This is a genomic window from Nonlabens sp., from assembly GCF_047636915.1.
Lineage (GTDB): Bacteria > Bacteroidota > Bacteroidia > Flavobacteriales > Flavobacteriaceae > Nonlabens.
The window spans coordinates 1-21,897 of the sequence record NZ_JBLIGN010000045.1; the positions used below are offsets into that span (position 1 = coordinate 1).

General features: G+C 36.4%; 26 protein-coding genes. 12 read left to right on the top strand and 14 right to left on the bottom strand.

All coding sequences use genetic code 11. The annotated features are described in order from the left end of the window. Both ACJAT0_RS08165 and ACJAT0_RS08170 read right to left on the bottom strand, forming a co-directional pair. Positions 1-874, bottom strand: an 874-nt coding sequence (locus ACJAT0_RS08165) for a ribonuclease E/G (protein WP_415181271.1), incomplete at its 3' end; no start/stop codon positions are given. Between the two features lie 266 nt (positions 875-1,140). Beyond that, positions 1,141-1,431 carry an HU family DNA-binding protein gene (locus ACJAT0_RS08170; RefSeq protein ID WP_104514313.1) on the bottom strand — a complete coding sequence of 97 codons (291 nt, stop codon included), beginning with the start codon at positions 1,429-1,431 and terminating at the stop codon, positions 1,141-1,143. Positions 1,432-1,554: 123 nt separating this feature from the next. On the opposite strand from ACJAT0_RS08170, the gene mutY reads away from it, so the two are divergent. The 6 genes from mutY to ACJAT0_RS08200 all read left to right on the top strand — a co-directional run bounded on the left by mutY (position 1,555) and on the right by ACJAT0_RS08200 (position 6,722). Next, positions 1,555-2,598, top strand: a complete 1,044-nt coding sequence (gene mutY, locus ACJAT0_RS08175; RefSeq protein ID WP_415181272.1) for an A/G-specific adenine glycosylase — start codon at positions 1,555-1,557, stop codon at positions 2,596-2,598. A 114-nt stretch (positions 2,599-2,712) separates the two neighbouring features. Then, entirely contained in the window at positions 2,713-3,216 is a 504-nt protein-coding gene (locus tag ACJAT0_RS08180) for a single-stranded DNA-binding protein (RefSeq protein WP_415181273.1), read from the top strand. A 25-nt stretch (positions 3,217-3,241) separates the two neighbouring features. Beyond that, on the top strand, positions 3,242-4,579 hold the full coding sequence (locus tag ACJAT0_RS08185; RefSeq protein WP_415181274.1) for a gliding motility-associated protein GldE: 1,338 nt from the start codon (positions 3,242-3,244) through the stop codon (positions 4,577-4,579). Then, entirely contained in the window at positions 4,564-5,133 is a 570-nt protein-coding gene (gene gldD, locus ACJAT0_RS08190; protein WP_374003145.1) for a gliding motility lipoprotein GldD, read from the top strand. Before ACJAT0_RS08185 ends, gldD begins: the two co-directional genes overlap by 16 nt. A gap of 70 nt (positions 5,134-5,203) precedes the next feature. Continuing rightward, positions 5,204-5,737 (top strand): hypothetical protein, encoded by a 534-nt coding sequence (locus ACJAT0_RS08195; protein ID WP_415181275.1) that lies wholly within the window; start codon positions 5,204-5,206, stop codon positions 5,735-5,737. Positions 5,738-5,822: 85 nt separating this feature from the next. After that, a complete protein-coding gene (locus ACJAT0_RS08200) occupies positions 5,823-6,722 on the top strand; it encodes a DMT family transporter (RefSeq protein ID WP_374003588.1) in 900 nt (299 codons plus the stop codon). Here the strand turns inward: ACJAT0_RS08200 and ACJAT0_RS08205 are convergent. After that, a complete protein-coding gene (locus ACJAT0_RS08205; RefSeq protein ID WP_374003589.1) occupies positions 6,719-7,075 on the bottom strand; it encodes a hypothetical protein in 357 nt (118 codons plus the stop codon). The genes ACJAT0_RS08200 and ACJAT0_RS08205 overlap by 4 nt on opposite strands. Before the next feature lie 331 nt (positions 7,076-7,406). Here ACJAT0_RS08205 and rsmI point away from each other — a divergent pair, with 331 nt between their 5' ends. Next, on the top strand, positions 7,407-8,075 hold the full coding sequence (gene rsmI / locus ACJAT0_RS08210) for a 16S rRNA (cytidine(1402)-2'-O)-methyltransferase (protein ID WP_415181276.1): 669 nt from the start codon (positions 7,407-7,409) through the stop codon (positions 8,073-8,075). Between the two features lie 125 nt (positions 8,076-8,200). Here the strand turns inward: rsmI and ACJAT0_RS08215 are convergent, their stop codons facing one another. The 9 genes from ACJAT0_RS08215 to ACJAT0_RS08255 form a co-directional block, all read right to left on the bottom strand. Then, a complete protein-coding gene (locus tag ACJAT0_RS08215) occupies positions 8,201-8,449 on the bottom strand; it encodes a hypothetical protein (RefSeq protein ID WP_415181277.1) in 249 nt (82 codons plus the stop codon). A 219-nt stretch (positions 8,450-8,668) separates the two neighbouring features. Continuing rightward, positions 8,669-9,430 (bottom strand): exodeoxyribonuclease III, encoded by a 762-nt coding sequence (locus ACJAT0_RS08220; RefSeq protein WP_415181278.1) that lies wholly within the window; start codon positions 9,428-9,430, stop codon positions 8,669-8,671. 122 nt (positions 9,431-9,552) lie between these two features. After that, entirely contained in the window at positions 9,553-9,951 is a 399-nt protein-coding gene (arfB, locus tag ACJAT0_RS08225) for an alternative ribosome rescue aminoacyl-tRNA hydrolase ArfB (RefSeq protein WP_374003593.1), read from the bottom strand. Further along, a complete protein-coding gene (locus ACJAT0_RS08230) occupies positions 9,951-11,504 on the bottom strand; it encodes a DUF4301 family protein (protein WP_415181279.1) in 1,554 nt (517 codons plus the stop codon). Before ACJAT0_RS08230 ends, arfB begins: the two co-directional genes overlap by 1 nt. Then, a complete protein-coding gene (locus tag ACJAT0_RS08235) occupies positions 11,501-12,061 on the bottom strand; it encodes an AAA family ATPase (protein WP_415181280.1) in 561 nt (186 codons plus the stop codon). Before ACJAT0_RS08235 ends, ACJAT0_RS08230 begins: the two co-directional genes overlap by 4 nt. Continuing rightward, a complete protein-coding gene (gene pnuC, locus ACJAT0_RS08240; protein WP_415181281.1) occupies positions 12,022-12,651 on the bottom strand; it encodes a nicotinamide riboside transporter PnuC in 630 nt (209 codons plus the stop codon). The genes ACJAT0_RS08235 and pnuC overlap by 40 nt, the downstream gene beginning before the upstream one ends. Next, positions 12,651-12,911, bottom strand: a complete 261-nt coding sequence (locus ACJAT0_RS08245; protein ID WP_374003604.1) for a hypothetical protein — start codon at positions 12,909-12,911, stop codon at positions 12,651-12,653. The genes pnuC and ACJAT0_RS08245 overlap by 1 nt, the downstream gene beginning before the upstream one ends. Positions 12,912-12,939: 28 nt before the next feature. Further along, complete coding sequence (locus ACJAT0_RS08250; RefSeq protein ID WP_415181282.1) at positions 12,940-13,671, bottom strand: geranylgeranylglyceryl/heptaprenylglyceryl phosphate synthase; 732 nt, start codon at positions 13,669-13,671, stop codon at positions 12,940-12,942. Then, positions 13,664-14,299 carry a 4'-phosphopantetheinyl transferase family protein gene (locus ACJAT0_RS08255; RefSeq protein WP_415181283.1) on the bottom strand — a complete coding sequence of 212 codons (636 nt, stop codon included), beginning with the start codon at positions 14,297-14,299 and terminating at the stop codon, positions 13,664-13,666. Before ACJAT0_RS08255 ends, ACJAT0_RS08250 begins: the two co-directional genes overlap by 8 nt. Before the next feature lie 113 nt (positions 14,300-14,412). On the opposite strand from ACJAT0_RS08255, the gene ahcY reads away from it, so the two are divergent. The 5 genes from ahcY (at position 14,413) to ACJAT0_RS08280 (ending at position 19,863) form a co-directional block, all read left to right on the top strand. After that, the gene (gene ahcY / locus ACJAT0_RS08260) at positions 14,413-15,729 is read left to right on the top strand and encodes an adenosylhomocysteinase (protein WP_415181284.1); all 1,317 of its coding nucleotides are present in this window, start codon (positions 14,413-14,415) and stop codon (positions 15,727-15,729) included. 117 nt (positions 15,730-15,846) lie between these two features. Next, a complete protein-coding gene (locus ACJAT0_RS08265) occupies positions 15,847-16,065 on the top strand; it encodes a hypothetical protein (protein WP_374003600.1) in 219 nt (72 codons plus the stop codon). Between the two features lie 175 nt (positions 16,066-16,240). Beyond that, positions 16,241-17,320, top strand: a complete 1,080-nt coding sequence (locus ACJAT0_RS08270) for a hypothetical protein (RefSeq protein ID WP_415181285.1) — start codon at positions 16,241-16,243, stop codon at positions 17,318-17,320. Between the two features lie 11 nt (positions 17,321-17,331). Further along, on the top strand, positions 17,332-19,374 hold the full coding sequence (locus ACJAT0_RS08275) for an FG-GAP-like repeat-containing protein (RefSeq protein ID WP_415181286.1): 2,043 nt from the start codon (positions 17,332-17,334) through the stop codon (positions 19,372-19,374). Between the two features lie 132 nt (positions 19,375-19,506). Continuing rightward, complete coding sequence (locus ACJAT0_RS08280) at positions 19,507-19,863, top strand: hypothetical protein (RefSeq protein ID WP_415181287.1); 357 nt, start codon at positions 19,507-19,509, stop codon at positions 19,861-19,863. Between the two features lie 20 nt (positions 19,864-19,883). Here ACJAT0_RS08280 and ACJAT0_RS08285 read toward each other — a convergent pair whose 3' ends face one another. Together ACJAT0_RS08285 and ACJAT0_RS08290 are read right to left on the bottom strand one after the other, a co-directional pair. Then, positions 19,884-20,072 carry a hypothetical protein gene (locus ACJAT0_RS08285; protein ID WP_415181288.1) on the bottom strand — a complete coding sequence of 63 codons (189 nt, stop codon included), beginning with the start codon at positions 20,070-20,072 and terminating at the stop codon, positions 19,884-19,886. Beyond that, positions 20,006-20,290 (bottom strand): hypothetical protein, encoded by a 285-nt coding sequence (locus tag ACJAT0_RS08290; RefSeq protein WP_415181289.1) that lies wholly within the window; start codon positions 20,288-20,290, stop codon positions 20,006-20,008. Before ACJAT0_RS08290 ends, ACJAT0_RS08285 begins: the two co-directional genes overlap by 67 nt. Between the last annotated feature and the right edge of the window lie 1,607 nt (positions 20,291-21,897).

Genomic DNA, 21,897 nt, shown 5'->3' on the forward strand with positions numbered 1-21,897 from the left:
CAATACCAAACTTTTCAAAAACAGAAGTTCTTGGGTTGTGGTATTTTACAATAGACTCTTTATGTGGGGCAATAGTTTTTAAATAGTTTTTAATTTCATCATAAACTCCTTGGTCATCAACCACTATTGAAGTGTAAGTGTCATTAAAAACATCTCTCATAAGGGAATTGGTGCGACTTACTTCGGTCATCACCTTAGTCGGGAAGTTTGATTTGTGTATTTTACTACACATAGTTTCCCATTTTTCAACAAGATTTTGTAAATCTTGGTCCAGCTCTGCTACGAGTTTACCTTTTGCGACGGTGCGTACAATAACGCCAAATCCTTCAGGTTTAATGCTTTTTACAAGTCTTTTAAGTCGGCTTTTCTCTTCTTTCTCTTCTATCTTTTGGGATATAGAAATGCGATCGGAAAAGGGAACTAGAACAACATATCTACCTGGTAAAGAAAGCTCTGCACTTAAGCGAGGTCCTTTAGTAGAAATAGGTTCTTTAACTACTTGAACAAGAATAGGCTGTGTAGGTGTAACTGCTTCTTCAATTGCACCGTGTTTTTCTATGTCTTTTTCAAATTTGATATCGTTAAGCGCAAAATTTTTACGTCTACCGCTCAAAATCTGTTTGGTAAATTTAAGTTGGGTAAGGTATTTTACACCTAGGTCGTGGTAGTGTAAAAAGCCGTCTTTTTCATAGCCTACGTTTACAAATGTTGCGTTGAGGCCAGAAAGTACTTTGCGTGACTTGGCAATAAATATGTCACTTACCGCAAACTTATTTTCTTCTTCATCTTTATGTAGCTCGACTAGTCTACCGTGTTTGGTAAGCGCATAATCGATTTTTGTAGCACTGGAACGGATAATAATTTCTTTATCCATAATTCCTGTATATTTATAACCTCACTTTTTCTAACGATTAGAAATAGCAAAGTATGTTTATAAGTGTGTGGCACAAGCAATTTAATGTTTGTGCTGTAAACGAGTTGTCATTTGCAACCCTATGTCAAAGAACTCTTAAAATGGAAAAAGTAGTCTAAGACTACTTTTTCTTCTTGTGACGATTTGCACGACGACGTTTTTTGCGTTTGTGTGTTGCTACCTTATGTCTTTTTCTTTTCTTACCGCTTGGCATATCTCTTATTTTTTTACTTAACTTTTACGTTTGATTTAACTCCGTCTACAAATACTTTAGCTGGTTTAAAAGCAGGTATGTTGTGAGCAGGAATTTTAATTGTTGTGTTCTTCGAAATGTTACGCCCTGTCTTTTCAGCTCTAGTCTTAACAATAAAGCTGCCAAAACCACGTAAGTATACGTTCTCTCCAGTTTCTAAAGAATCTTTCACCTCGTTCATGAAAGACTCAACAGTTGCCTGTACATCAGTCTTCTCCATTCCCAGTTTGTCTGAAATTTTAGATACGATATCTGCTTTAGTCATTTTTAATGTTATTAGGGGTTTATTAAATAGGGCGCAAAGATACCGTAAAAAACTAAATATGAAATCCCTAATCAATTAAAATTTAAGAAGATATATATTGCAAGCAGCATTTTAGCATATTTTATGGACTTTTCTAGGCAACTTATTGATTGGTATATGGTTAACAAAAGGACACTGCCGTGGCGGGATACCGACAACCCATATTTTATATGGCTCAGTGAGGTTATTTTGCAGCAAACACGTGTTAAACAAGGGTTACCCTACTATGAAAGTTTTGTTAAAACCTTTCCAACTGTCCAAAAACTTGCCGCTGCGTCGCAAGATAGTGTCTTAAAATTATGGCAAGGATTGGGTTATTATTCTCGGGCTAGAAATTTACAGGCCGCAGCTAAGCAAATAGTCGATGACGGCCTAAAATTCCCTGATAATTACAAAGATTTGCTACATTTAAAAGGAGTAGGAGATTATACAGCCGCTGCAATTGCTAGTTTTGCCTTTAAAGAAGCAGTTCCCGTCGTTGATGGAAATGTGTATCGCGTCTTGTCTCGTATTTACGGTATCGCAACTCCTATAAATGTACCAGCAGGAGTAAAAGAGTTTAAGGTGTTGGCCACAAAACTGCTCAATACTAAAGATCCTGCTACCCACAATCAGGCTATAATGGAATTTGGCGCGTTGCAATGCACTCCTAAAAATCCAGATTGTTGTACCTGTCCTTTTCAAATGGATTGTGTGGCTTTTCAAGAAGAAAGAGTACCGCAGTTGCCGGTAAAAATTAAGAAAACCAAAGTAAAAAGTCTTTTCCATCATTACCTAGTGATACAAACACCTTCTGGAAAGACGATTTTGAATCAGCGCGATACGAGCAGTATCTGGGCAGGACTTTTTGAGTTTCCCTATATCGAGTCAAACGGCGCATTGTTATCAAATGAAGTGACAGAGCATGAAGTGTTTAAAGAAGTTACTTCTGGATCTCGCTTTCGCGAAAGCGGATACAATCAACAGCCCATTATTCATAAATTATCTCATAGAAAAATTCATGCTTATTTCTGGATTGTGAAAGTAGAAGAAGAACTGATAGATGCCATTCTAGTCGACGATGCATTTAAAAAACCAGTGCACGTTTTAATGGATCGATTTATGAAAGAATTCTGGCACAGAAATTAAAAGTATTTTGTAATTTATTAAGCTGAAATTTTTACGGATTTGGCTGTTTTTCTTATCTTTGTTGCTTCTTTTAAACACCATACAATCTAATAGATAACTCAATACAAACTAATTATGGCAGGAACAGTAAACAAAGTGATTCTAATAGGTCACACCGGAGATGAGTTAAAAATGAAGTATTTTGAAGGCGGCAATTGCATTGGGAGATTTCCTCTTGCTACCAACGAAGAGTACGTTAATCGCAGCACAGGTGAGCGCGTTTCCAACACAGAATGGCATAACTGTGTGGTCAGAAATAAAGCGGCTGAAGTCTGTGAGAAATACCTTAAAAAAGGAGATAAAGTCTATATAGAAGGGCGCATCAAAAACCGCCAGTGGACTGGAGATGATGGTCAACCGCGCTATACAACCGAAATTCAAGTCCAAGAGTTTACCTTTTTAACTCCTAAAAATGAAGCTGCTCCATCTACGAAACCAGACCAAAGTACAACGGTAAAAAAGCCACAACAGCCAGATGATGAGACGTTACCAGAGCAAAAACCACAAGGGAACAACTCCTATAGCGAGCCCGTACCAGATAGCAGTAGTGTAAATGAAGACGATGATTTGCCATTTTAACTCAAAAAGAATTAATTCATACTAATTGGATCCTGACCCATTGCTTTTTCTTAACGTTCCAATGATTTCTAGTGGAGATCAATTGGTATATGTAATAGTATTTGTTTTACTGCTCATAGGTAGCGCACTTATAAGTGGTGCAGAAGTTGCTTTTTTTTCATTGTCTACTACAGAACTTGATAATGAAAATGAAGAGTTTCCAAGACGTAGTTTGATTAAAAAATTACTCGATAGACCAAAAAAGCTGCTGGCTACTATATTGATAGCTAACAATACGATCAATATTACTTCTATATTAATATTTGGAATCTTGAGTGACAACTGGTTTTCAAACATTGAGCCTATAGCAGTCGATTTTGGAGTTCAGTTTCACCTAGATATTAGGTTCGTTCTTGAAGTGGTGGTCGTTACTTTTTTGATTTTGCTTTTTGGCGAGATATTCCCTAAGGTATATGCAAATCGAAATCCAAAGGGTTTTGCCAGTTTTATGGCCATACCGTTGAGTATTCTAGATAGGCTTTTTAGCTTTATTAGTTTACCGATGAGATATGTCACTCTACAAATTCAAGAACGTCTAGGAAGTAAGAAGTCCAAGATAACTATTTCTCAGCTTTCACAAGCCCTAGAGCTTACGGATGAAAACGATACTACTGATGAAGAGCAACAACTGCTTCAGGGAATTGTAAGTTTCGGTAACACACACACCAAAAACGTAATGCGTAATCGTACCGACGTTTTTGCTTTAGATGAAACACTGCCTTTTAAAGAAATTATACCTCAAGTGATAGAACACGGTTACTCACGAATACCTTGCTATAAAGAGAGTATTGATCAGATAACAGGAGTGTTGTATGTAAAAGACTTGCTTCCTTATATAGATCGTAAAAACTATGAGTGGACCAAGTTACTAAGAGAAGCCTATTTTGTGCCAGAAAATAAAAAATTAGACGACCTCTTACAAGAGTTTCAAGAAAAGAAAAAACACATTGCGATAGTCGTTGATGAATATGGCGGAACGAGTGGTTTGATTTCTTTAGAAGATATTATTGAAGAGATAGTTGGAGACATAAGTGACGAATTTGATGAGGAAGACCTTGTTTATTCAAAACTGGATGATAAAAACTATGTTTTTGAAGGTAAAACGCAATTAAAAGACTTCTATAGAGTTCTTGATTTGGAAGAGGAAGATATTAGTGCTTTTGATGCTTCAAAAGGGGAATCAGAAACGCTTGCTGGATTTTTATTAGAACAAACAGGTCATTTTCCTAGAAAACTAGATCAGATACTATTTCACAATATGACCTTTTTGGTAGAGGTCATGGATAAGAAACGCATTAAACAAATTAAATGTACACTAGCTTAAGAATTATATATGTATTGACATTCGTTGTGGCAGTCTGTAGCTGCAAGGAACAAGAAGTTTTGCCCAAACCTAGTGGGCAGCTAGCATTAGATTTTCCAAAAGGGAATTATATAAAGTCTGAGAATTTGAATTGTCCTTTTTCCTTTGATGTAAATGAATATACACGGGTCCTTGCAAAAAGAGATTGCTCTATGAAAATAGAATATCCCGGAATGGATGCTACACTATACCTTAACTACCTGCCCGTTCAAAATAATTTAAGACAACTGCTCATCGATGGACAGAAATTATCTTACGAACACAATCAAAAAGCAGACGTTATTGCCGACTTTCCCTTTGTGAATAAGAGCAATAATACCTACGGGATGATGTATGAGATAGAAGGTGATGCCGCTTCTAATGCCCAATTTTATGTCACGGACAGTACCAAGCACTTTCTTACTGCGTCGCTTTATTTTTATACACAACCTAATTATGACTCTATCTTACCAGCCATAGATTATGTTAAAACTGACATGGTAAAAATGATGGAAACCTTGAGGTGGAAAGAATAAAATACCCACTAATGGGTATTTTATCAAAACGATTTTTAGTTTATTTTTGATACCAACAAAAAAAACTCCGATGAAAAACTTTAAATTGGTTTCCCTAATTTTTATTATTGTTCTGGGAACATTCACAACATCATGCGATAATGATGATGATTCTGTACCTGTCGCAATTGTTAATGAATTTACTTATCAAGGAACGGCTTACAATCTGTCTCAAGGGATTTTACAAGATTATGGTGATAACGGAAATGGGTCCTATGATTTTGATATTTCTTTATTTAGCGACGATTTCACAATTGATCTCGTTAATGACGAAATCACAGGAAGAGGAGATGCTGTCTATTTAGATTTAAATTCAGATAATATGGCTGATCTTTCTGACGGTACATATGTATTTGATATCAATAGAGATGTATTTGTTATTTCTTTTGCAGGCATATTTCTAGACTACGATCCACAAGCTTCAAATGGGACTGCTGTAGAAGCCTCAAGTGGTGAAGTAATTTTAACAAAATCAGGAGTTGAATATACAATAAGCTTTGATCTTTCTACCGCTAACGGAGATGCTATAATTGGTCAATATAAAGGTACTCTTAGTAGAGTTTAATTCTAAACTACATAACAGCGGCTCAAGATGAAAGTCTTGAGCTTTTTTGTTTAAAAAAAGCACCACCTTTGCGCTTTTAAATTCCATGGACAATTCTAAATTAAAGTACGTTTACCTAGTCATTCTAAGTCTTATTTGGGGTTCTTCTTTTATATTGATAAAGAAAGGTTTAGGGGAAGAAAATGGAGTATTGGTATTACAACCATTACAATTAGGCGCTGTGCGCACTATGATTTCTGGGACTATTCTTATCGCTATAGGATGGAGATCCTTTGCCGCGACCAGTAAAAAAGACTGGCCATGGCTCGCACTTTCTGGACTTTTAGGAACTTTTTTTCCAGCCTTCTTATTTGCGTATGCACAAACAGAAATTGACAGTGCCATTAGTGCGATTCTGAACTCTACCGTCCCTTTGATTACACTGATTATGGGAGCATTAATCTTTGGTATATCATTTTCTAAAAAGCAATTGTTAGGAGTAATCATCGGACTAGCTGGTGCCATAGGCTTAGTTCTTGCAGGAATGGAAAGTCATCCAGAGCAAAATTATCTTTTTGCAGGATTGGTACTTATTGCTTGTGCTTGTTATGCAAGTAATGTAAATATTATTAAGAGATATCTTCAAAATATCAAGCCGCTTGCTATAGCTACAGGTAACTTTGTCTTTATAGCCCCTTTAGCAACAATTGTGTTTTTTAGTGCCGACGGCGCTTCCATTGATTATACCAGCCCAAAAGTGCAAGAGAGCTTTATGTATATTTTTGTACTCTGTCTTTTTGGAACTGTTGCTGCTAAAATCATGTTCAATAAATTAGTGCAGATGACTTCACCTGTGTTTGCAAGTTCAGTGACTTACTTGATGCCAGTAATAGGACTAACCTGGGGAACTATGGATGGAGAGTTCTTTAATATATGGCAAGGAGTTGCTACAGCTGTCATTATTTTTGCTGTAGTCTTAGTCACTCGAGAAAAGAAGAAAATCTAGTCTATTACCTCACTAGCGACCATGTAATTAACTACCGCTTCTTTCATTAATAAGGATTGTTCACCTGCCTTGAGTGATGGTAAGTTTTCCTTAACCAGGTAATGTGGCCACTTATCATCATCATAATGGGAGAATTCATAATAACCATAAGGTTCTAAAACCCTACAGATAGCAATATGCATTAATTGTAGCTTTTCATCCTTTTGAAACTTGCGATGCAACTGTCCCAGTTCTTGAACACCTATTATAAATAAAATTGCATCCAGATCCATCTCGTCTCCATCTGCAAAACGCGATTGAAAAAAAGCTACCGTACGCACCCATCTATCTTTTAATTGCTCATCTCTAGTCATAACGCAAATATACTTCTAGAATATTGCGTAAGTGTTCAGATCTTTACTTTAATTGTACTTTTAAAGGGCATCAAGTGCTGTATAAATTTTTAAAGAAAACAGAAGCTAAATAGGTATCCATCTTTTTAAAACATAGCCTACACAGGGTATATTAAAACCATTGTTGCAGTTATTTTTGTATCATAAATCAAAGGGATAATTAGAGTTTTCTTAGGATTTATATCCATCAGTTTAGTTGCTGGTAGATTTTTTTATGCGATCCTTTAAGATGGCTTTCTAAAGTGACTTCTTCCATCCTAACTGTTCTATCTTTGTTTTCTAAATCATATACATGAAACTCTACCTTGTTCCCACACCTATCGGTAATTTAAAAGACATGACTTATCGAGGCGTGGAAGTATTAAAGGAGGTGGACATTATTCTAGCTGAAGATACCAGAACCAGCGGTAAATTGCTTCAACACTATGGGGTTGCCACCCAAATGCTTTCTTATCACATGCATAATGAGCATAAAATAAGTGACAACATCGTAAAAAGAATTCAAGCGGGGGAAACGATGGCATTGATCACAGACGCTGGTTCCCCAGGAATAAGCGATCCAGGTTTTTTACTGACACGCAAGTTGCTGGAAAATGGAATAGAAGTAGAATCCTTACCGGGTGCAACGGCCTTTGTGCCTGCCTTAACGGTCTCTGGAATGCCTTGCGATAAATTTGTTTTTGAAGGGTTTCTACCCGTGAAAAAAGGAAGGCAAAAACGTCTGGAATTCCTTAAAGAAGAGTCTAGAACCATCGTTTTCTATGAATCACCTCACAAACTATTAAGAACTTTAGCCGACTTTAAAACGCATTACGGAGATGAGCGACAGGTTTCCATCTCCCGTGAGATTACTAAAATGTATGAAGAACATTTTAGGGGTTCAGTAAGTGAAGCTATAGAACATTTTGAGCTTAAAAAGCCTAGAGGTGAGTTTGTAGTGGTGCTGGAAGGTTGTTCTTAAATTTTATTCATCTACATAGGAATAAATAGTACTATTTTATAAGTGAATTCTTTTTATTAATAGATTCTTTAAGGTAAAATAGTGTGATTTAGGTTCAGAAACACAATCCTTATATTTAGTAAATACTAAGTCATTTGAAGTGCTTTTTTTAGATCATAACTTGGCATATAATTTACGTAATCAAGGGAAGCTGAAATTTTAATATTATTAGATCTAAACTTAGAAAGAGTATACTCAATTTTATTTCCTTTGAAAATAGAATTTACGGTACTGGGATACATAAACTCTGTGGCGTTGGGAAAAGTCGGTGCCGTTTTAGTTTTTATAACATCAACACTTTCGGTAAATAAGGTGTATTTGGCTTCGTTTTCCAAAAGATAAAAGTCCTTTAGATTTTAAATATTAAGAATCTAAAGGACTATTCATATATTATACTAATCTTGTTCCTTTTTTCTTTTTTACTGAGATAATAGTAGCTTTAGCATGAAACGACTGTCATTTCGGAGGATTTACTTAGAAAAGACAGGTCATTAACTAAAAAGCTCTTTCCAAATTTGCCAGAGATGGGCTGGTAGTATCTCGATGGTTTTAACTTAATCTATCTCCACCATAACCGGACAGTGATCGCTATGAACGGCTTCACTTAAAATCACAGACCTTTTAATACGATCTTTCAAAGTGTCGTTTACCATGTGATAATCTAACCTCCATCCTTTATTTCTAGCTCGAGAACCACCGCGATAACTCCACCAAGAATATTGATCCGGTTGATCGTTAAAAACTCTAAAGGCATCTATAAAACCACTTGCTACAAATCGATCCATCCACTCGCGTTCTTCTGGTAAGAATCCTGAGGTGTTTTTTAAACGTTCCGGGTCGTGAATGTCTGCTGCTTTATGACAAATATTATAATCACCGCATACTACTAAATTAGGACGCTCTTTTCTGAGTTCTTTAGAGTACTCTAGAAATTGCTCCATGTATTCAAATTTAAAACTCAGTCTAGCATCGTTAGTACCACTGGGTAAATACATCGACATTACCGATAGATCTCCAAAGTCTGCCCTAATATTTCTTCCCTCAAAGTCCATAGTCTCTATACCGGTTCCATATTCCACATGATCTGGTTTGATCTTAGATATAATGGCTGTTCCAGAATAACCTTTTTTCTGTGCGCTGTAATAATATTGATAGGCATATCCAGCAGCAGTAAATGCATCTTTATTTATTTGATCTTCTTGAGCTTTTATTTCCTGCAAACAAAGAACATCAGGGTTTGCAGCAGTAAGCCATGCAATAAACTCTTTCTTCATGGCGGCCCTGATGCCGTTAACATTATAGGATATAACTTTCATTTTTTAATATTTTATTAATGAGGAGCATGTTATTAGTCTTCTTTATTTTTTACAATCAGCTATTATTAAACAAACTAGTAGCTCATCCTCCATATTCTATTTTCGCATTCATTTTAGACCCTCTAAAACTTAAAACCACGATCTTTCTTTTTTTCGCTATGCTTTTTCTTCTTGTTGAGACGCTTGCGTTTTATAGATCTCGGAATTATTCTTTTTTTGCGCAGTTTTGGAATGACACTTGCCTTAGATAATATCGCGAGCAGCTTCTTGAAAACTAATTCCTTGTTTTTAGATTGACTTCTAGATTCTTGACAGTTGATTTGTAAGATTCCTTCTTTGGTGAGCTGTTGATGTAAAGTGACTTTTATTCTTTCGTGTTCCGCTTTCGCGAAAGCGAGACTATTCAAGACATCAAAATACAACTGCACTTTCGTGGCAACTTTATTCACATTTTGACCACCAGGACCGCTGCTTGCAACCGCTTTATAGTCAATTTCTTTCTGTAATAACTCTGTATTCATTAGTCCAATTGATGAGCAGATTTTAATAAATCGTTTACTGTTTTCACAGGGTTAAATGTGAGGAGTGGTACCTCGACAAAAACCGTATTCCAATAGGCCATGCCACCATTCCATAGACCAGGAAGTTCTTGAGCTTTGATTGCTTTTCCCTGACGCGATTTGTAAGTAATGAATCCAGTATCTTCATCGCAGTACTTAGTAAGGTCATATTTTTTCCCTTTATGATTTCTTACGTTACAAATAAGATCTACGGGATTGAAGTGCGTAGCTTCTTTAGCAATCTTTTTCTGTCTAGCATCGTGCTTGTCCATCTGTGCTGTTTCTACGATTTCAATGGAAAGCTCACCTCGCTGATTGTGTACCCAGAAAGGTCCACCACCAGATTCTCCTTCGTTCTTAACCATTCCACAAACACGTAAGGGTCTATCCAGTTGATGATGAAGATGCTCAAGTTGGTACTCTGTTTTGTATTTATAATAGTCCTTAGGCAGCACGGCAGCAAGTTGTCCCGTCAAGAATGTTTCAATTTCTTCCTTTAGGGAGTCTTCCATATTATTTTTTTCTAGAATGACTAAGTAGGCAAAGGTCTTGGATCTCAATTCCAACAAATAGCCTGCAAGTAGCTTTTTGTAGTAACAAGTCTCTTGGTTAAGACTGGAGATGGTTACGTTATCGATGTTCTTGATAAAAATAAGGTCAGCATCAAGTAGGTTGAGGTTAGTAATGAGCGCTCCATGCCCCGCAGGTCGAAAGAATAAAGTACCATCCTCAAAAATAATGGGATTGTTTTCTGAGTCTACAGCTAAAGTGTCTGTTGCTGAAGATTGATAGGAAAAATCGATATCAAATGTGGTTTGGGTTTTTTTCTCAATGGCCTTTCTAACACGATCAAACTCTGCTGTGAAGTGATCTTTAAATGCAGGAGCAATCGTAAAATGTAGTCGGGCTTTTCCATTACTAGAAGCATATATGGATGCTTCAAAGAGGTGTTCTTCAAATGCGCTGGCACTGCGGTCTTTGTACTTATGGAAAGGTACCAGACCTTTAGGCATCGCAGCATAGTTAAAACCAGAAGGCGAGAGTACTTCTGTGACAAAAATAGTTTCTTTTTCGGTTTTTGATTTTGCGAACCAGTCTGAGTTTTTCCGTCTTATGGATTCCATTATTTCAACATAAAACGGTAAATCGCGTCTGCCTATAAGAAAAGTAAAGAGATCGTTTGCCTTATTGTTATTGATATAACTGTTAATGCTCTGTTTGTTCTGATTAAAGGTGTTAAGAAATTCATATAAAAATTTAAACATGCGTGTCGCTGCACCACTAGCAGGAACAAATTTGATGATGTCCAGTTGATCTCGAGAAGACTCATAACTGGAGATCAAACGGTCGGCATCTAGTTTTTTAATAGGAACAATACCATCGTTGATTTTGGCAGGACGGTTCAAGAGGACTCCCGGAAAGCCATTCTTAAATCGGTACAGTTGTTTCTCAAGTGTTTCTTTTGAGATTCCTTTATCAGCGATTTGTTTTTCTTGTATGGAGGTAAGTTTCATTCGTGTTTTAACTTTTGTATGGCGTCTATGGCATTTTTGAATCGGTCTTCGCCTATTCCATTAATGACGCTATACTTTTTCTGGAATACTATGAGCTCTTTCTCAAAACGTTGGAACATCTCTTTTCGATCTTCTGGTTGATCTCTCAGATCGTCTGGTGTCCAGGGTACATCTACATTCATAAGTAAATATAAGGCATAATTGCTTTTTCTAGCGGCATCTTCGATCTCTGCAGGTACCTCATCAAAATACACCATAGAATAGACATAAGTTTCCAGAGCATCCGTATCGCAAAAAAGATAATTCACTGCTTTTTCGGCAGCTTTATTTTCTGCTTTGCGTTGTCCTACCGCTATGGGGATCAGATCTGTATATTCACAAGGTTTACCTGATTGATCAAACTTTTCTTGTAAGTAATCACGAGCAAACTCATCTGCTTTTACCGTTTCAAAATATTCTGTAAGCTGTCGCGTTAGCGTACTTTTCCCGGTGCTTTCTGGTCCGTAGATAACTATTTTTAAGCCGCTAAAGGCTCTTTGTCGAGGTATTTTTTCCATTCTTGATAGCCTAAGCAGGCAATAATTGAGAGAAATATAAAAAGAAGCGCGGTTAATCCATACCCTTTATATAGGTACAAAGGAACTGAAATTATATTAGCAACTAGAAGAACTAACCAGTATTCAATCTTGCGCAAGGCCATCAACCACATTCCTGCAAAAGCGATACTTGTAGTTAAAATATCTAGATAACTTACCCAATTTTCAAATCGATCAAATTTCCAGTAAATGAAGTAAACAAAGATTCCAGAACTGATGAAAATGGCAGATGATTTCATCCATTCTTTGGAGGTGGTTCTAGATATTGGAGTAACTCCTCTGTTTTCATCACTTCTAGTCCAGATGTACCATCCATAAATACTCATGATAAAGTAATACATATTGATGATCATATCTCCTACAAGGTTCCATTCATTTAATAAATAAACGAAAACTCCTGTACTAATAATTCCATAGGGAAAGACCAGGACATTATTGTTTTTGGAATATAATACACTCACAACGCTAGCTATTATCGCTAGAGATTCCAAAACAATATGTGGCACACTATATTCCCTGTATTGTCCGAAAATAAATTCTAAAACTTCCATTAAAAGAAAGGTTCATAATCATGACGGTCTGTCTTGACTACTTTCATATAAAAAAGAACAGCTTTAGTCTTCTCCATACTCAAATTCATTTCTCTAGTAAGAAACTCCATCATGGAAACAAAATCTCCATAAATTTGAGTCGCCAGCGGATTTTCTATAACGGTAAATTCTGAATTTCGTAATGTTTTTATAAAATCTATGATGTGTTGCTCATAATCGTCCTGCAAAGGCGACATGGTCAGTTCTATGGATGCTTTCATTTTGATTTTCTTTAATAGCGTGACAAAGCTAGCCATTCCAATTGATATTTTCTTCAATTGCAGTTCCTATAACCACCATTTTTGCCCCAGCTTCATAAATAGCTTCTATTTGACCCATAGTTCTCAATCCACCGCCTACAATCAAAGGGACGTTTATTTGATCACTTACTTCACGCACAATATCTATAGAGACGGACTCCTTTGCACCACTTCCAGCCTCAAGATAAACCAACTGATTTCCCATTAATTGGGCTGCATAAGCGTGGTTTACAATATCTTCAACCTTGTTTTGAGGTAATGGCAGCGTTTTTGAAATGCGCTGTACAGCCGTTTCTTTACCGCCATCGATAAGTACATATCCAGTTGGGATAATTTCCAAAGCAGTTTCTTTTAACTGTTTTGCGGCATTCACTTGTTGGTCGATGAGATAATCAGTATTACGTCCAGAAATAAGATGGAGAAATAACAAGGCATCAGCATTTTCAGAGAGTTGATCACAGGAGCCAGGAAAGATAACGATCGGTATAGGTGTGTTTTGTTTTAGTTTTTTAATCCATTGATCAAAATTTGTGTTTTCCATGGTGCTGCCACCGACAAAAAAGAAGAATTGATCTATGTGCAGGTTTTTTTGAAGAAATAAAACAGTTGTAGGTATTGTTTCTGCAAAAGCGGCCACCGCATCCACCTTCATTTTCTCAGGATCGATTAAAATAGCAAGACTGCGACCTGATTGCTCTATATTTTTAAGAGTCTCACGCATTGCGAGACGGGATTACATAAGCCAGCATGAAATCTTCTATTTCTTCAAAAAACACATCAAACTTTAAATTATTTTCTTCGTGTACGAGGCGTGCCACCGTTTGATCGCTTTTCATACTAAAAGCTTCTACGAGACAGTGCGCCTTAAAACCTAATCCTTTGTGTCCGTAAAGTTTGTACATGGATTCTTTGGCGCCCCAAACTACCGTAAGTTCCTTGACGGGATTTTCTAATGAGGCAATAAAGGTTTCTTCATAACCTATAAATTTAGGTGCGATGCGCTTTATTTTATCCCGTTGCTTTTCAATGTCTATTCCGATAGAAACATCACTTATGATAATTGCTGTGAATTCAAAACTGTGTGTAATAGAAATATATTTATGATCGGTAAGGTGGGGTTTCCCATGTTCTGAATAATGGAGATCGAGGTCGTTGTAACCTGCAATATTCAACAAATGCCTGATACTTAGAAATCCACGCCTGTGCAGCTCTGAACTCATAGTAAGCAGTCTGTTTTTTGAGTTTTCTGAGAGTTCTATATCAGTTCTTAAGTAAGCTTCTGATTCCGTAATTTTCCAGATATAAATCAGTGTGTTTTCACGGTTGTTAATGGATTTAAAAAGTGGCATAAAAATTGGTTGATTTTTTGTAAGTTTGCAGCCGCAATTTAATAAATAAAAAAGGTATTTAAATTGTTGATTTCTAATAAGATCAACGACTTAAAATACAAAATAACAAGTCTATGAGCACTAAAACAGTTCCTTACGTACCCTATAAAGTAAAAGACATGTCCCTTGCAGAGTATGGACGTCTAGAAATAGAACTAGCCGAAGCAGAAATGCCTGGCTTAATGTCATTAAGAAAAGAATATAAAGACGTGCAACCACTTAAAGGGGCACGCATCGCTGGATGTCTTCACATGACCATACAGACAGCCGTTTTAATTGAAACACTTGTCGCTCTAGGAGCAGACGTAACCTGGTCTTCTTGTAATATTTTCTCTACACAAGATCACGCTGCTGCTGCAATTGCTGCTGCAGGAATCCCTGTTTATGCTTGGAAAGGTATGAACGAAGAAGAATTTAACTGGTGTATCGAGCAAACGCTTTTCTTTGGAGAAGATCGCAAGCAGTTGAACATGATTCTTGACGATGGTGGTGATTTAACTAATATGGTTTTTGATGAGTTTCCAGAACTTGCAGCAGGAATCAATGGTCTTTCTGAAGAAACAACTACGGGAGTACACAGATTATACGAGCGTATGAAGAACGGTACTTTAGTAATGCCGGCAATTAATGTAAATGATTCTGTAACTAAATCTAAATTTGATAACAAATACGGTTGTCGTGAGAGCGCAGTAGATGCGGTACGTCGTGCAACAGACACAATGCTAGCTGGAAAGCGCGTCGTAGTATGTGGTTATGGAGATGTAGGTAAAGGAACTGCGGCTTCTTTCAGTGGTGCTGGATCTATTGTTACAGTAACTGAAGTGGACCCTATATGTGCATTGCAAGCAGTAATGGACGGTTTTGAAGTAAAGTTGCTTGAAAACGTGGTAGGAAAAGCAGATATAGTAATTACCACTACAGGAAATAAAGACATTATACGTGGTGAGCACTTTGAAGCAATGCGCGATAAAGTGATTGTTTGTAACATTGGACACTTTGATAATGAAATTGATGTTTCTTATTTGAATACGCAGCACGGTGATACGAAGGTTGAGATCAAGCCGCAAGTTGATAAATACACCATTAACGGTAAGGACATAATTTTACTTGCTGAAGGTCGTTTGGTTAACTTAGGTTGTGCAACTGGTCATCCTAGTTTTGTAATGAGTAATTCATTTACCAACCAGACGTTGGCACAAATGGAGCTTTGGAATAATAGAGATGCTTATGAAAATGAAGTGTATATGTTACCTAAGCATTTGGATGAAAAAGTAGCTGCGCTCCATTTAGAAAGAATGGGTGCTGAGCTTACGGAGTTAAGAAGCGATCAAGCTGATTATATAGGAGTAAAAATAGAAGGCCCTTTTAAACCAGAATATTACAGATACTAAGAATTTGTGAAAATTCTTCTCTTTTTTTAGGATATAAAGAAAAATTGACTACCTTTTGATAATTGAATGAATTTATAATGAGTACGCCTTCGCGAAAGCGAGATTAAATAAAAAAAAATGGATATAATAAAAGACGCAAATGAATGGTTAGGTTCTTCGATGAGTAATATGTCGACAAGTGACAGAGTGCATTCATCAAGAAAAGCTAAAGAGCTTATTCTAGGCATCAACGAAGTTTACAAAGAAACGAAAGACGAGGAGTTAATGGATCTTATGAAGCTGCTGACAGTAAAGAAGCAAAAGATTGAGAAACGACTCAAAGGTATTAGAGTTTAATATTCTATGATAAAGGTTAGAAGTCCCGATGAAGTGTATGTAACATTTTATCGGGATTTTTTATGCGATACATCCACTTTTACTTTTTTGTAGGTTGGGCTATAGATATATTTTTATAAAAAAAATTCTCAGTTACTCTTAATTTTAATTATATTTCCCGCTAATTATCAGCCCAATGCGTATTTCAACTATTTTCTCACTCCTTTTTATTGCTTTTGTATTAACAATTTCTTGTGAAAAGGATGACTATAGTCCCATAGAGAATCCTATTTCTCCAGTAATTGTAGACCTTGCCAGTGTACCATATCAAAAATTAAGTGACTACCAATTTTTCAAAGCGCCTTTGAATATGCTAGAGCCTGAACAAGGTGTCTTAGAATACTCCTTGATCAATAAATTGTTTTCTGATTATTCTATTAAAAAAAGATTTGTTTGGATGCCGGAGGGAGAAAAAGCCACCTATGTGACGGATGACGCTTTGCTCAGTTTTCCAGTGGGTGCAGTACTCATAAAAAATTTCTATTATGACAATGTTCTACCGTCTAGAACAAGGCGGATTATTGAAACTCGGTTGTTATTTAAAAAGACCAGTGGATGGGAGTTTGCAGATTATGTTTGGAACGCTGCTCAGACGGAGGCCATACTTGATCTTGACGGTAGTTTTACAACAGTCGATTTTGAAAAGGACGGAATACAACGTACTGTAAACTACCGCATTCCCAATTTATTGGAATGTCGTGTATGCCATAAAAGCGATGACACGTCTTTTCCTATTGGACCAAAGCCGCAAAATATGAACATGGTTATGAGCTACCAAGATGGTGAAAAGAATCAACTTGCGAAATGGCAAGAAGTCGGTTATCTGGAAGAGACAAATGCTACTGTTACAGCCCTACCTAATTGGAAAAACCCTAGTATATCACTCAATAACCGAGTGAGAGGTTATTTAGAAATTAATTGTGCTCATTGTCACAAAGATACCGGACATTGTTCCTATCGGGATATAAGATTTGATTTTACAAGCTCTGGAACAGATGAGAATATAGGCGTTTGTGAGGAGCCCGATGAAGATTTAGGTAATGGATTAACCCATCTTATACGGCCGGGTACACCAGCAAGATCGACTTTGTATTACAGATTGAATACAAATAACGAATCAGAAAGAATGCCACTGTTAGGTCGAACAGTAAAAGACGAAGAAGCAGTGGAACTTATTGAGGACTGGATAAATTCACTAAATTATAATTGTAATTAAATTTAATAAAAATGAAAAACAACTACATTTTATGTCTCTTAGCATTTTTAACAGCTCTTGCGGTTCCTGCTCAAGACGGTAATAGTTGCTTAAATGCAATTCCAGTGACTAATTCAATTTATACTGTAGGGGTCATCAATGGGGCTCAAACCAGCACTATTTGTACCACAAGCACAACAGACACAGCTAACAATGCAGAATGGTATCTGTATACAGCAGCTGCCAACTTTACGGTACAAATTAGTTCTAATTTGTCACAAAATGCAGGGGCTGATACGAGATTGCATGTGTATTCTGGGACTTGTGGGTCTCTTAGTTGTGTTACTGGAAATGATGACGTATCTACTAATAATTTTACTTCAACAGTAACATTTGCTGCTACAGCTGGAGAGAGTTATTTAATTGCTTGGGACGATAGGTGGAGTGATGCTGGTTTTGAATTTCAAATAAGTGTCACCGCACCTACGCCACCTGCGGCATTTGCTTTTACTATTAACAGTTTGACAACCGCAGGCGACAATCGTGCAACGGTAGATATGAACGGAGATGGACTCGATGATACGGTAAGTGTAGGTGCTAGTAACATTTCTATTAATTACCAAACAGCAACTGGTTTTAATAACGTCAATATACCGACATCAAACGTGGCTAATAGACCCTATTGGAGTCTTGCAGCTGCAGATTACGATGGAAACGGATTTACAGACCTTCTTTACGGAGGAGGAAGTGGAGTGACTTTTATGAAGGCTAATGATACAGGGACAGCATTCACAGAAATTTCAGGCAGTGAATATGTGTTTTCGCAAAGATCTAATTTTATTGACATCAATAACGATGGCCACTTAGACGCTTTTGTATGTCATGACGTAGCACCAAATGTGTATTATCTAAACGATGGTAACGGAAACCTCAATTTCCATCAAGGTTCAGACGCTAATGGAGTACCTACTGGGTTAGGTCTCGTTGCTAATGGTGGTAATTACGGTACCGTATGGATAGACTATGATAACGATAGGGATATGGACCTCTTTATAGCAAAATGTCGCGGAGGTAGTACTAATGCTAAAATTAATGAACTCCATCGAAATAACGGGGATGGAACATTTACAAACGTTGCAGCGATGCCAGGAGTAAACCTTGCAGATCCTATTCAAACCTGGTCTACCGCATGGGCTGATTATGATAATGATGGTGATATGGATCTTTTTATAGGAGCCAGTAGCTTCTCTAATGGTGGTCATAAAATGATGCAGAATAATGGCGATGGCACCTTTACAGATATTACTGCTAGTATGGGTCCAGATATAGGCGAATTAGGAACCGATATTGAAAACGTTCCTGCAGATTTTAATAATGACGGCCACATAGACATTCTAACAGATGGTAACATTATGGCAAATAATGGTGATGGAACGTTTACCAGATTTACGGCTAATATACCAGCAAACGGAGCTATAGGGGATCTTAATAATGATGGATACCTCGATGTACTAAATGCTAACAACTTACATTTAAATGATGGAGGTACTAACAACTATTTAAAAATCAGACTGGTAGGAACTCAAAGCAATAAAAATGGCATAGGCGCACGCATAGAAGTAAATAGCTCCATTTTAGGTCCACAGATAAGAGAGATAAGAAGTGGTGAAGGATTTAGGTATATGGGATCTCTCAATGCACATTTTGGAATGGCTTCAGATACCATTGTAGATATCGTAATTTACTGGCCATCCGGAGCCGTATCTACCTTAAATGGACAGACGGTAAATCGCTTGATGACGATTACCGAGCCTAATACCACCGCAAGCCTCGTTGACTCTCAAGATAATGAACTTTTGATTTATCCAAATCCGGTAGGTACAACACTACATCTACAATTGCCTACATTTCATGAAAACATGACATATTCTGTTTTTGATATAAATGGAAGACGTGTATTAAATGCCCCGTTGACATCAAAAACAGTAGAAGTTGGGTCGCTTAATAAAGGTCTTTATTTTATTCGTATTCTTGATAATAATAGATTATTAGTGAAAAAGTTCTTCAAGAATTAGTGATCAAAATGCTTGTATTAGTTGAGCTGAATCAATCCATTAGTTATTTGGTTTTTAGGCTTAATTTTAAGTTGTGAGAGCCGTTAAAATAAAATAACTTTACAATCGTTATTTTAAAACTAGGAGCAGCATATGAAACACCTATTTGTCAGTATTTTTATTTCATTTTTTATAACATCTTGTAACACAGATTTTCCTAAAAGAGAAGTGGACACAGGTTATTTAAAAGGCTTTATTCAAGGCGGTACTGCTTCAGGAGTGTATGGTAAAGCAGGTCTTAAAATCACCAGAGATTCTATTAAAATGAAAGACTGGCCTATTTCTAGGTTGGTGAATAGTTTTAACACATTAAGAGATACCTCTATAACAGATCAAACAAGTTTTGTTGACGTGTATACCATCGAGATAGCAAACACTGGAGGGCTGGAGGAAGGCGCCTTTTGTGATTCTCTTATAGTGGAGCTAGGAAGAGCCGGACTGGCGAGGTGATATATTTTGGCATCCAGTTTTTAAAGAATACTGTCTGATTCCTCTTTTGGAGGAGAAGGGCCTTTATCATAGCAATGCGCTAACTTTAATCTGTCAACATCTTTATGTTTATTGTTTTCAAAAATATAGCTTAATTCTTGCGCTAAATTGTTTGCTTTTTCAATGGTTGTGTATAATTCAAATAGAATTTTAGCTCTCTCTCTGTACATCTTGTTTTGGAATTGAATAATAAATACCTGCTTCTAGCGAGTAGTTGTTTCTGCATACTTCCATTGCCTGGAAGTTCATGCTTATATAAACTTCCTTCCTCCTGAGCCACTAGAATATCACTATTTTTCTGCTCTATGATTTCCCACCTTAATCTTATACGCTCTTCTCGTACTGCTTCTGAGGCTAATTTTTGGACAGGAAACCCATCGGCAACTATTTCTGTTTTAGGAAAACATTTTTAGCAATTAAATTCACGCTACCTGCCGTATCAACTGTAACTTCTTCTGCCACAATTTGTCTCTCTAGAGGGATCTTAGGGAGTATATTAATTACATTAATAGCTCTAGTTCCCTATGCAGCAGCAACTATACTACCTTTTTTTACTCTGAGCATTCTTGTTGGTTAAGATGGTATATAGCGCACCACTAGACAAGGAGGTTTTGTCCATATTTAAATAAGTGCCGATAATCTCTGTGTAGAGTAGCCAATCTTCTGCATGTTCTTTTTGTATCCGATCTTTAAAATCGCTAAGATGGTTTTTGTAATGTTAGTGAAGAACCCTATCATTGATATTATAATAATCCCAAAAACGATCGGCACCAATTGCACGGGTGTCAAGAGATACCTTCTGAAAAAGAGTCCAATTTGCGGGTTGCACGAGTGCCTTTTGCTATTAAATCCCAATCTCTTTTTACAATCCTACTTGTATTAACAAACGTTCAACGTCTAATTTTATATGAGGTAATACAGATTTTCATCTGAGAGAAAAACCCTCAATTATTATTTGTAGGGAAAAACTTTTTGAATGAGAGGGTTCCGAATCCCATTCTCAGTAGACTTATGCTTTGTAATCTCAAAGTACTCTAAGATGCACACTATTAATTAATAAATCTAAACTCAATTCTATATGTTTTCTAAGACTAAGATAAACGAGTCCCCTTAAAATATGGCTTGACCTATAATTACGATATGAACATATCCAATACTATAAATAGGATGGATTGGGGATTTTAAAATTTAAATAGCAAATGAAGTGTCTAAATTGGGTTGGTAAAATAAAGAATATCATAATTAATAAATGAGTTTTTAAAGACAAACGCTCTGCGAGGCATCCATTTCAATTAGGCATAGACATTCCATCTGGTATTGTTTTTTTTTGTGTACAATATATTCCGTGCATAGTGCATTTCAGCTTCTACTGTTTCTGCCTTGTGGGGATTATAAATATTTCAGTCGTTCTTGATAATAACTTAACTAGGCACAAAAAAAACAGGGCTGTTTTCGGTGATGTTAAACTATCAAATGTTTTGTCAATCTGTGTTATAAATTAATCTAAATAATTATATCTCAAGGATGGCACTTACTACTTAAATTCAACAAATGAAGGATGTAATTTAATAAATAGATGTTTTTAGTAATCGGGTATTTAGATTTGGATCAATATTATACTAAAAAATATAAATCGCTTCTTGTATATATTGACAGGGTTATTAAATTTTATGGAATGTCAACTTTGTATCATCTGAATAACACAAAAGGTATGGATTAATAATTGTCCTGTCAAGAATGTTTGGATTTCCAATATATTTAAACATTCGATTATTCTTTAGTTTGACATGAAGCAGTTTATTAATGTTTGTTCGTTATACGTATTTAATAAAAGGTTTAGTTATTGATGGTGACGGTTAGGGTGGGGGCGATCTGAGCTAGATTGATTTTCATTTTACAAATAGTGATCTCATTATCAGGGAGTAGTAATAAAGCTGCATTTTTTTTCATTTTTTATTAATTAAAGTTAGGTTTCGATAATATAAAGTCTGTATA

What these genes read in the sequence shown, in the direction of transcription:
- ACJAT0_RS08170 (WP_104514313.1), bottom strand. Translation starts at nt 1,431, where the DNA reads ATGACTAAAGCAGATATCGTATCTAAAATTTCAGACAAACTGGGAATG.
- mutY (WP_415181272.1), top strand. Translation starts at nt 1,555, where the DNA reads ATGGACTTTTCTAGGCAACTTATTGATTGGTATATGGTTAACAAAAGG.
- ACJAT0_RS08180 (WP_415181273.1), top strand. Translation starts at nt 2,713, where the DNA reads ATGGCAGGAACAGTAAACAAAGTGATTCTAATAGGTCACACCGGAGAT.
- gldD (WP_374003145.1), top strand. Translation starts at nt 4,564, where the DNA reads ATGTACACTAGCTTAAGAATTATATATGTATTGACATTCGTTGTGGCA.
- ACJAT0_RS08195 (WP_415181275.1), top strand. Translation starts at nt 5,204, where the DNA reads ATGAAAAACTTTAAATTGGTTTCCCTAATTTTTATTATTGTTCTGGGA.
- ACJAT0_RS08200 (WP_374003588.1), top strand. Translation starts at nt 5,823, where the DNA reads ATGGACAATTCTAAATTAAAGTACGTTTACCTAGTCATTCTAAGTCTT.
- ACJAT0_RS08205 (WP_374003589.1), bottom strand. Translation starts at nt 7,075, where the DNA reads ATGACTAGAGATGAGCAATTAAAAGATAGATGGGTGCGTACGGTAGCT.
- rsmI (WP_415181276.1), top strand. Translation starts at nt 7,407, where the DNA reads ATGAAACTCTACCTTGTTCCCACACCTATCGGTAATTTAAAAGACATG.
- ACJAT0_RS08220 (WP_415181278.1), bottom strand. Translation starts at nt 9,430, where the DNA reads ATGAAAGTTATATCCTATAATGTTAACGGCATCAGGGCCGCCATGAAG.
- arfB (WP_374003593.1), bottom strand. Translation starts at nt 9,951, where the DNA reads ATGAATACAGAGTTATTACAGAAAGAAATTGACTATAAAGCGGTTGCA.
- ACJAT0_RS08230 (WP_415181279.1), bottom strand. Translation starts at nt 11,504, where the DNA reads ATGAAACTTACCTCCATACAAGAAAAACAAATCGCTGATAAAGGAATC.
- ACJAT0_RS08235 (WP_415181280.1), bottom strand. Translation starts at nt 12,061, where the DNA reads ATGGAAAAAATACCTCGACAAAGAGCCTTTAGCGGCTTAAAAATAGTT.
- pnuC (WP_415181281.1), bottom strand. Translation starts at nt 12,651, where the DNA reads ATGGAAGTTTTAGAATTTATTTTCGGACAATACAGGGAATATAGTGTG.
- ACJAT0_RS08245 (WP_374003604.1), bottom strand. Translation starts at nt 12,911, where the DNA reads ATGAAAGCATCCATAGAACTGACCATGTCGCCTTTGCAGGACGATTAT.
- ACJAT0_RS08250 (WP_415181282.1), bottom strand. Translation starts at nt 13,671, where the DNA reads ATGCGTGAGACTCTTAAAAATATAGAGCAATCAGGTCGCAGTCTTGCT.
- ACJAT0_RS08255 (WP_415181283.1), bottom strand. Translation starts at nt 14,299, where the DNA reads ATGCCACTTTTTAAATCCATTAACAACCGTGAAAACACACTGATTTAT.
- ahcY (WP_415181284.1), top strand. Translation starts at nt 14,413, where the DNA reads ATGAGCACTAAAACAGTTCCTTACGTACCCTATAAAGTAAAAGACATG.
- ACJAT0_RS08265 (WP_374003600.1), top strand. Translation starts at nt 15,847, where the DNA reads ATGGATATAATAAAAGACGCAAATGAATGGTTAGGTTCTTCGATGAGT.
- ACJAT0_RS08270 (WP_415181285.1), top strand. Translation starts at nt 16,241, where the DNA reads ATGCGTATTTCAACTATTTTCTCACTCCTTTTTATTGCTTTTGTATTA.
- ACJAT0_RS08275 (WP_415181286.1), top strand. Translation starts at nt 17,332, where the DNA reads ATGAAAAACAACTACATTTTATGTCTCTTAGCATTTTTAACAGCTCTT.
- ACJAT0_RS08280 (WP_415181287.1), top strand. Translation starts at nt 19,507, where the DNA reads ATGAAACACCTATTTGTCAGTATTTTTATTTCATTTTTTATAACATCT.
- ACJAT0_RS08285 (WP_415181288.1), bottom strand. Translation starts at nt 20,072, where the DNA reads ATGTACAGAGAGAGAGCTAAAATTCTATTTGAATTATACACAACCATT.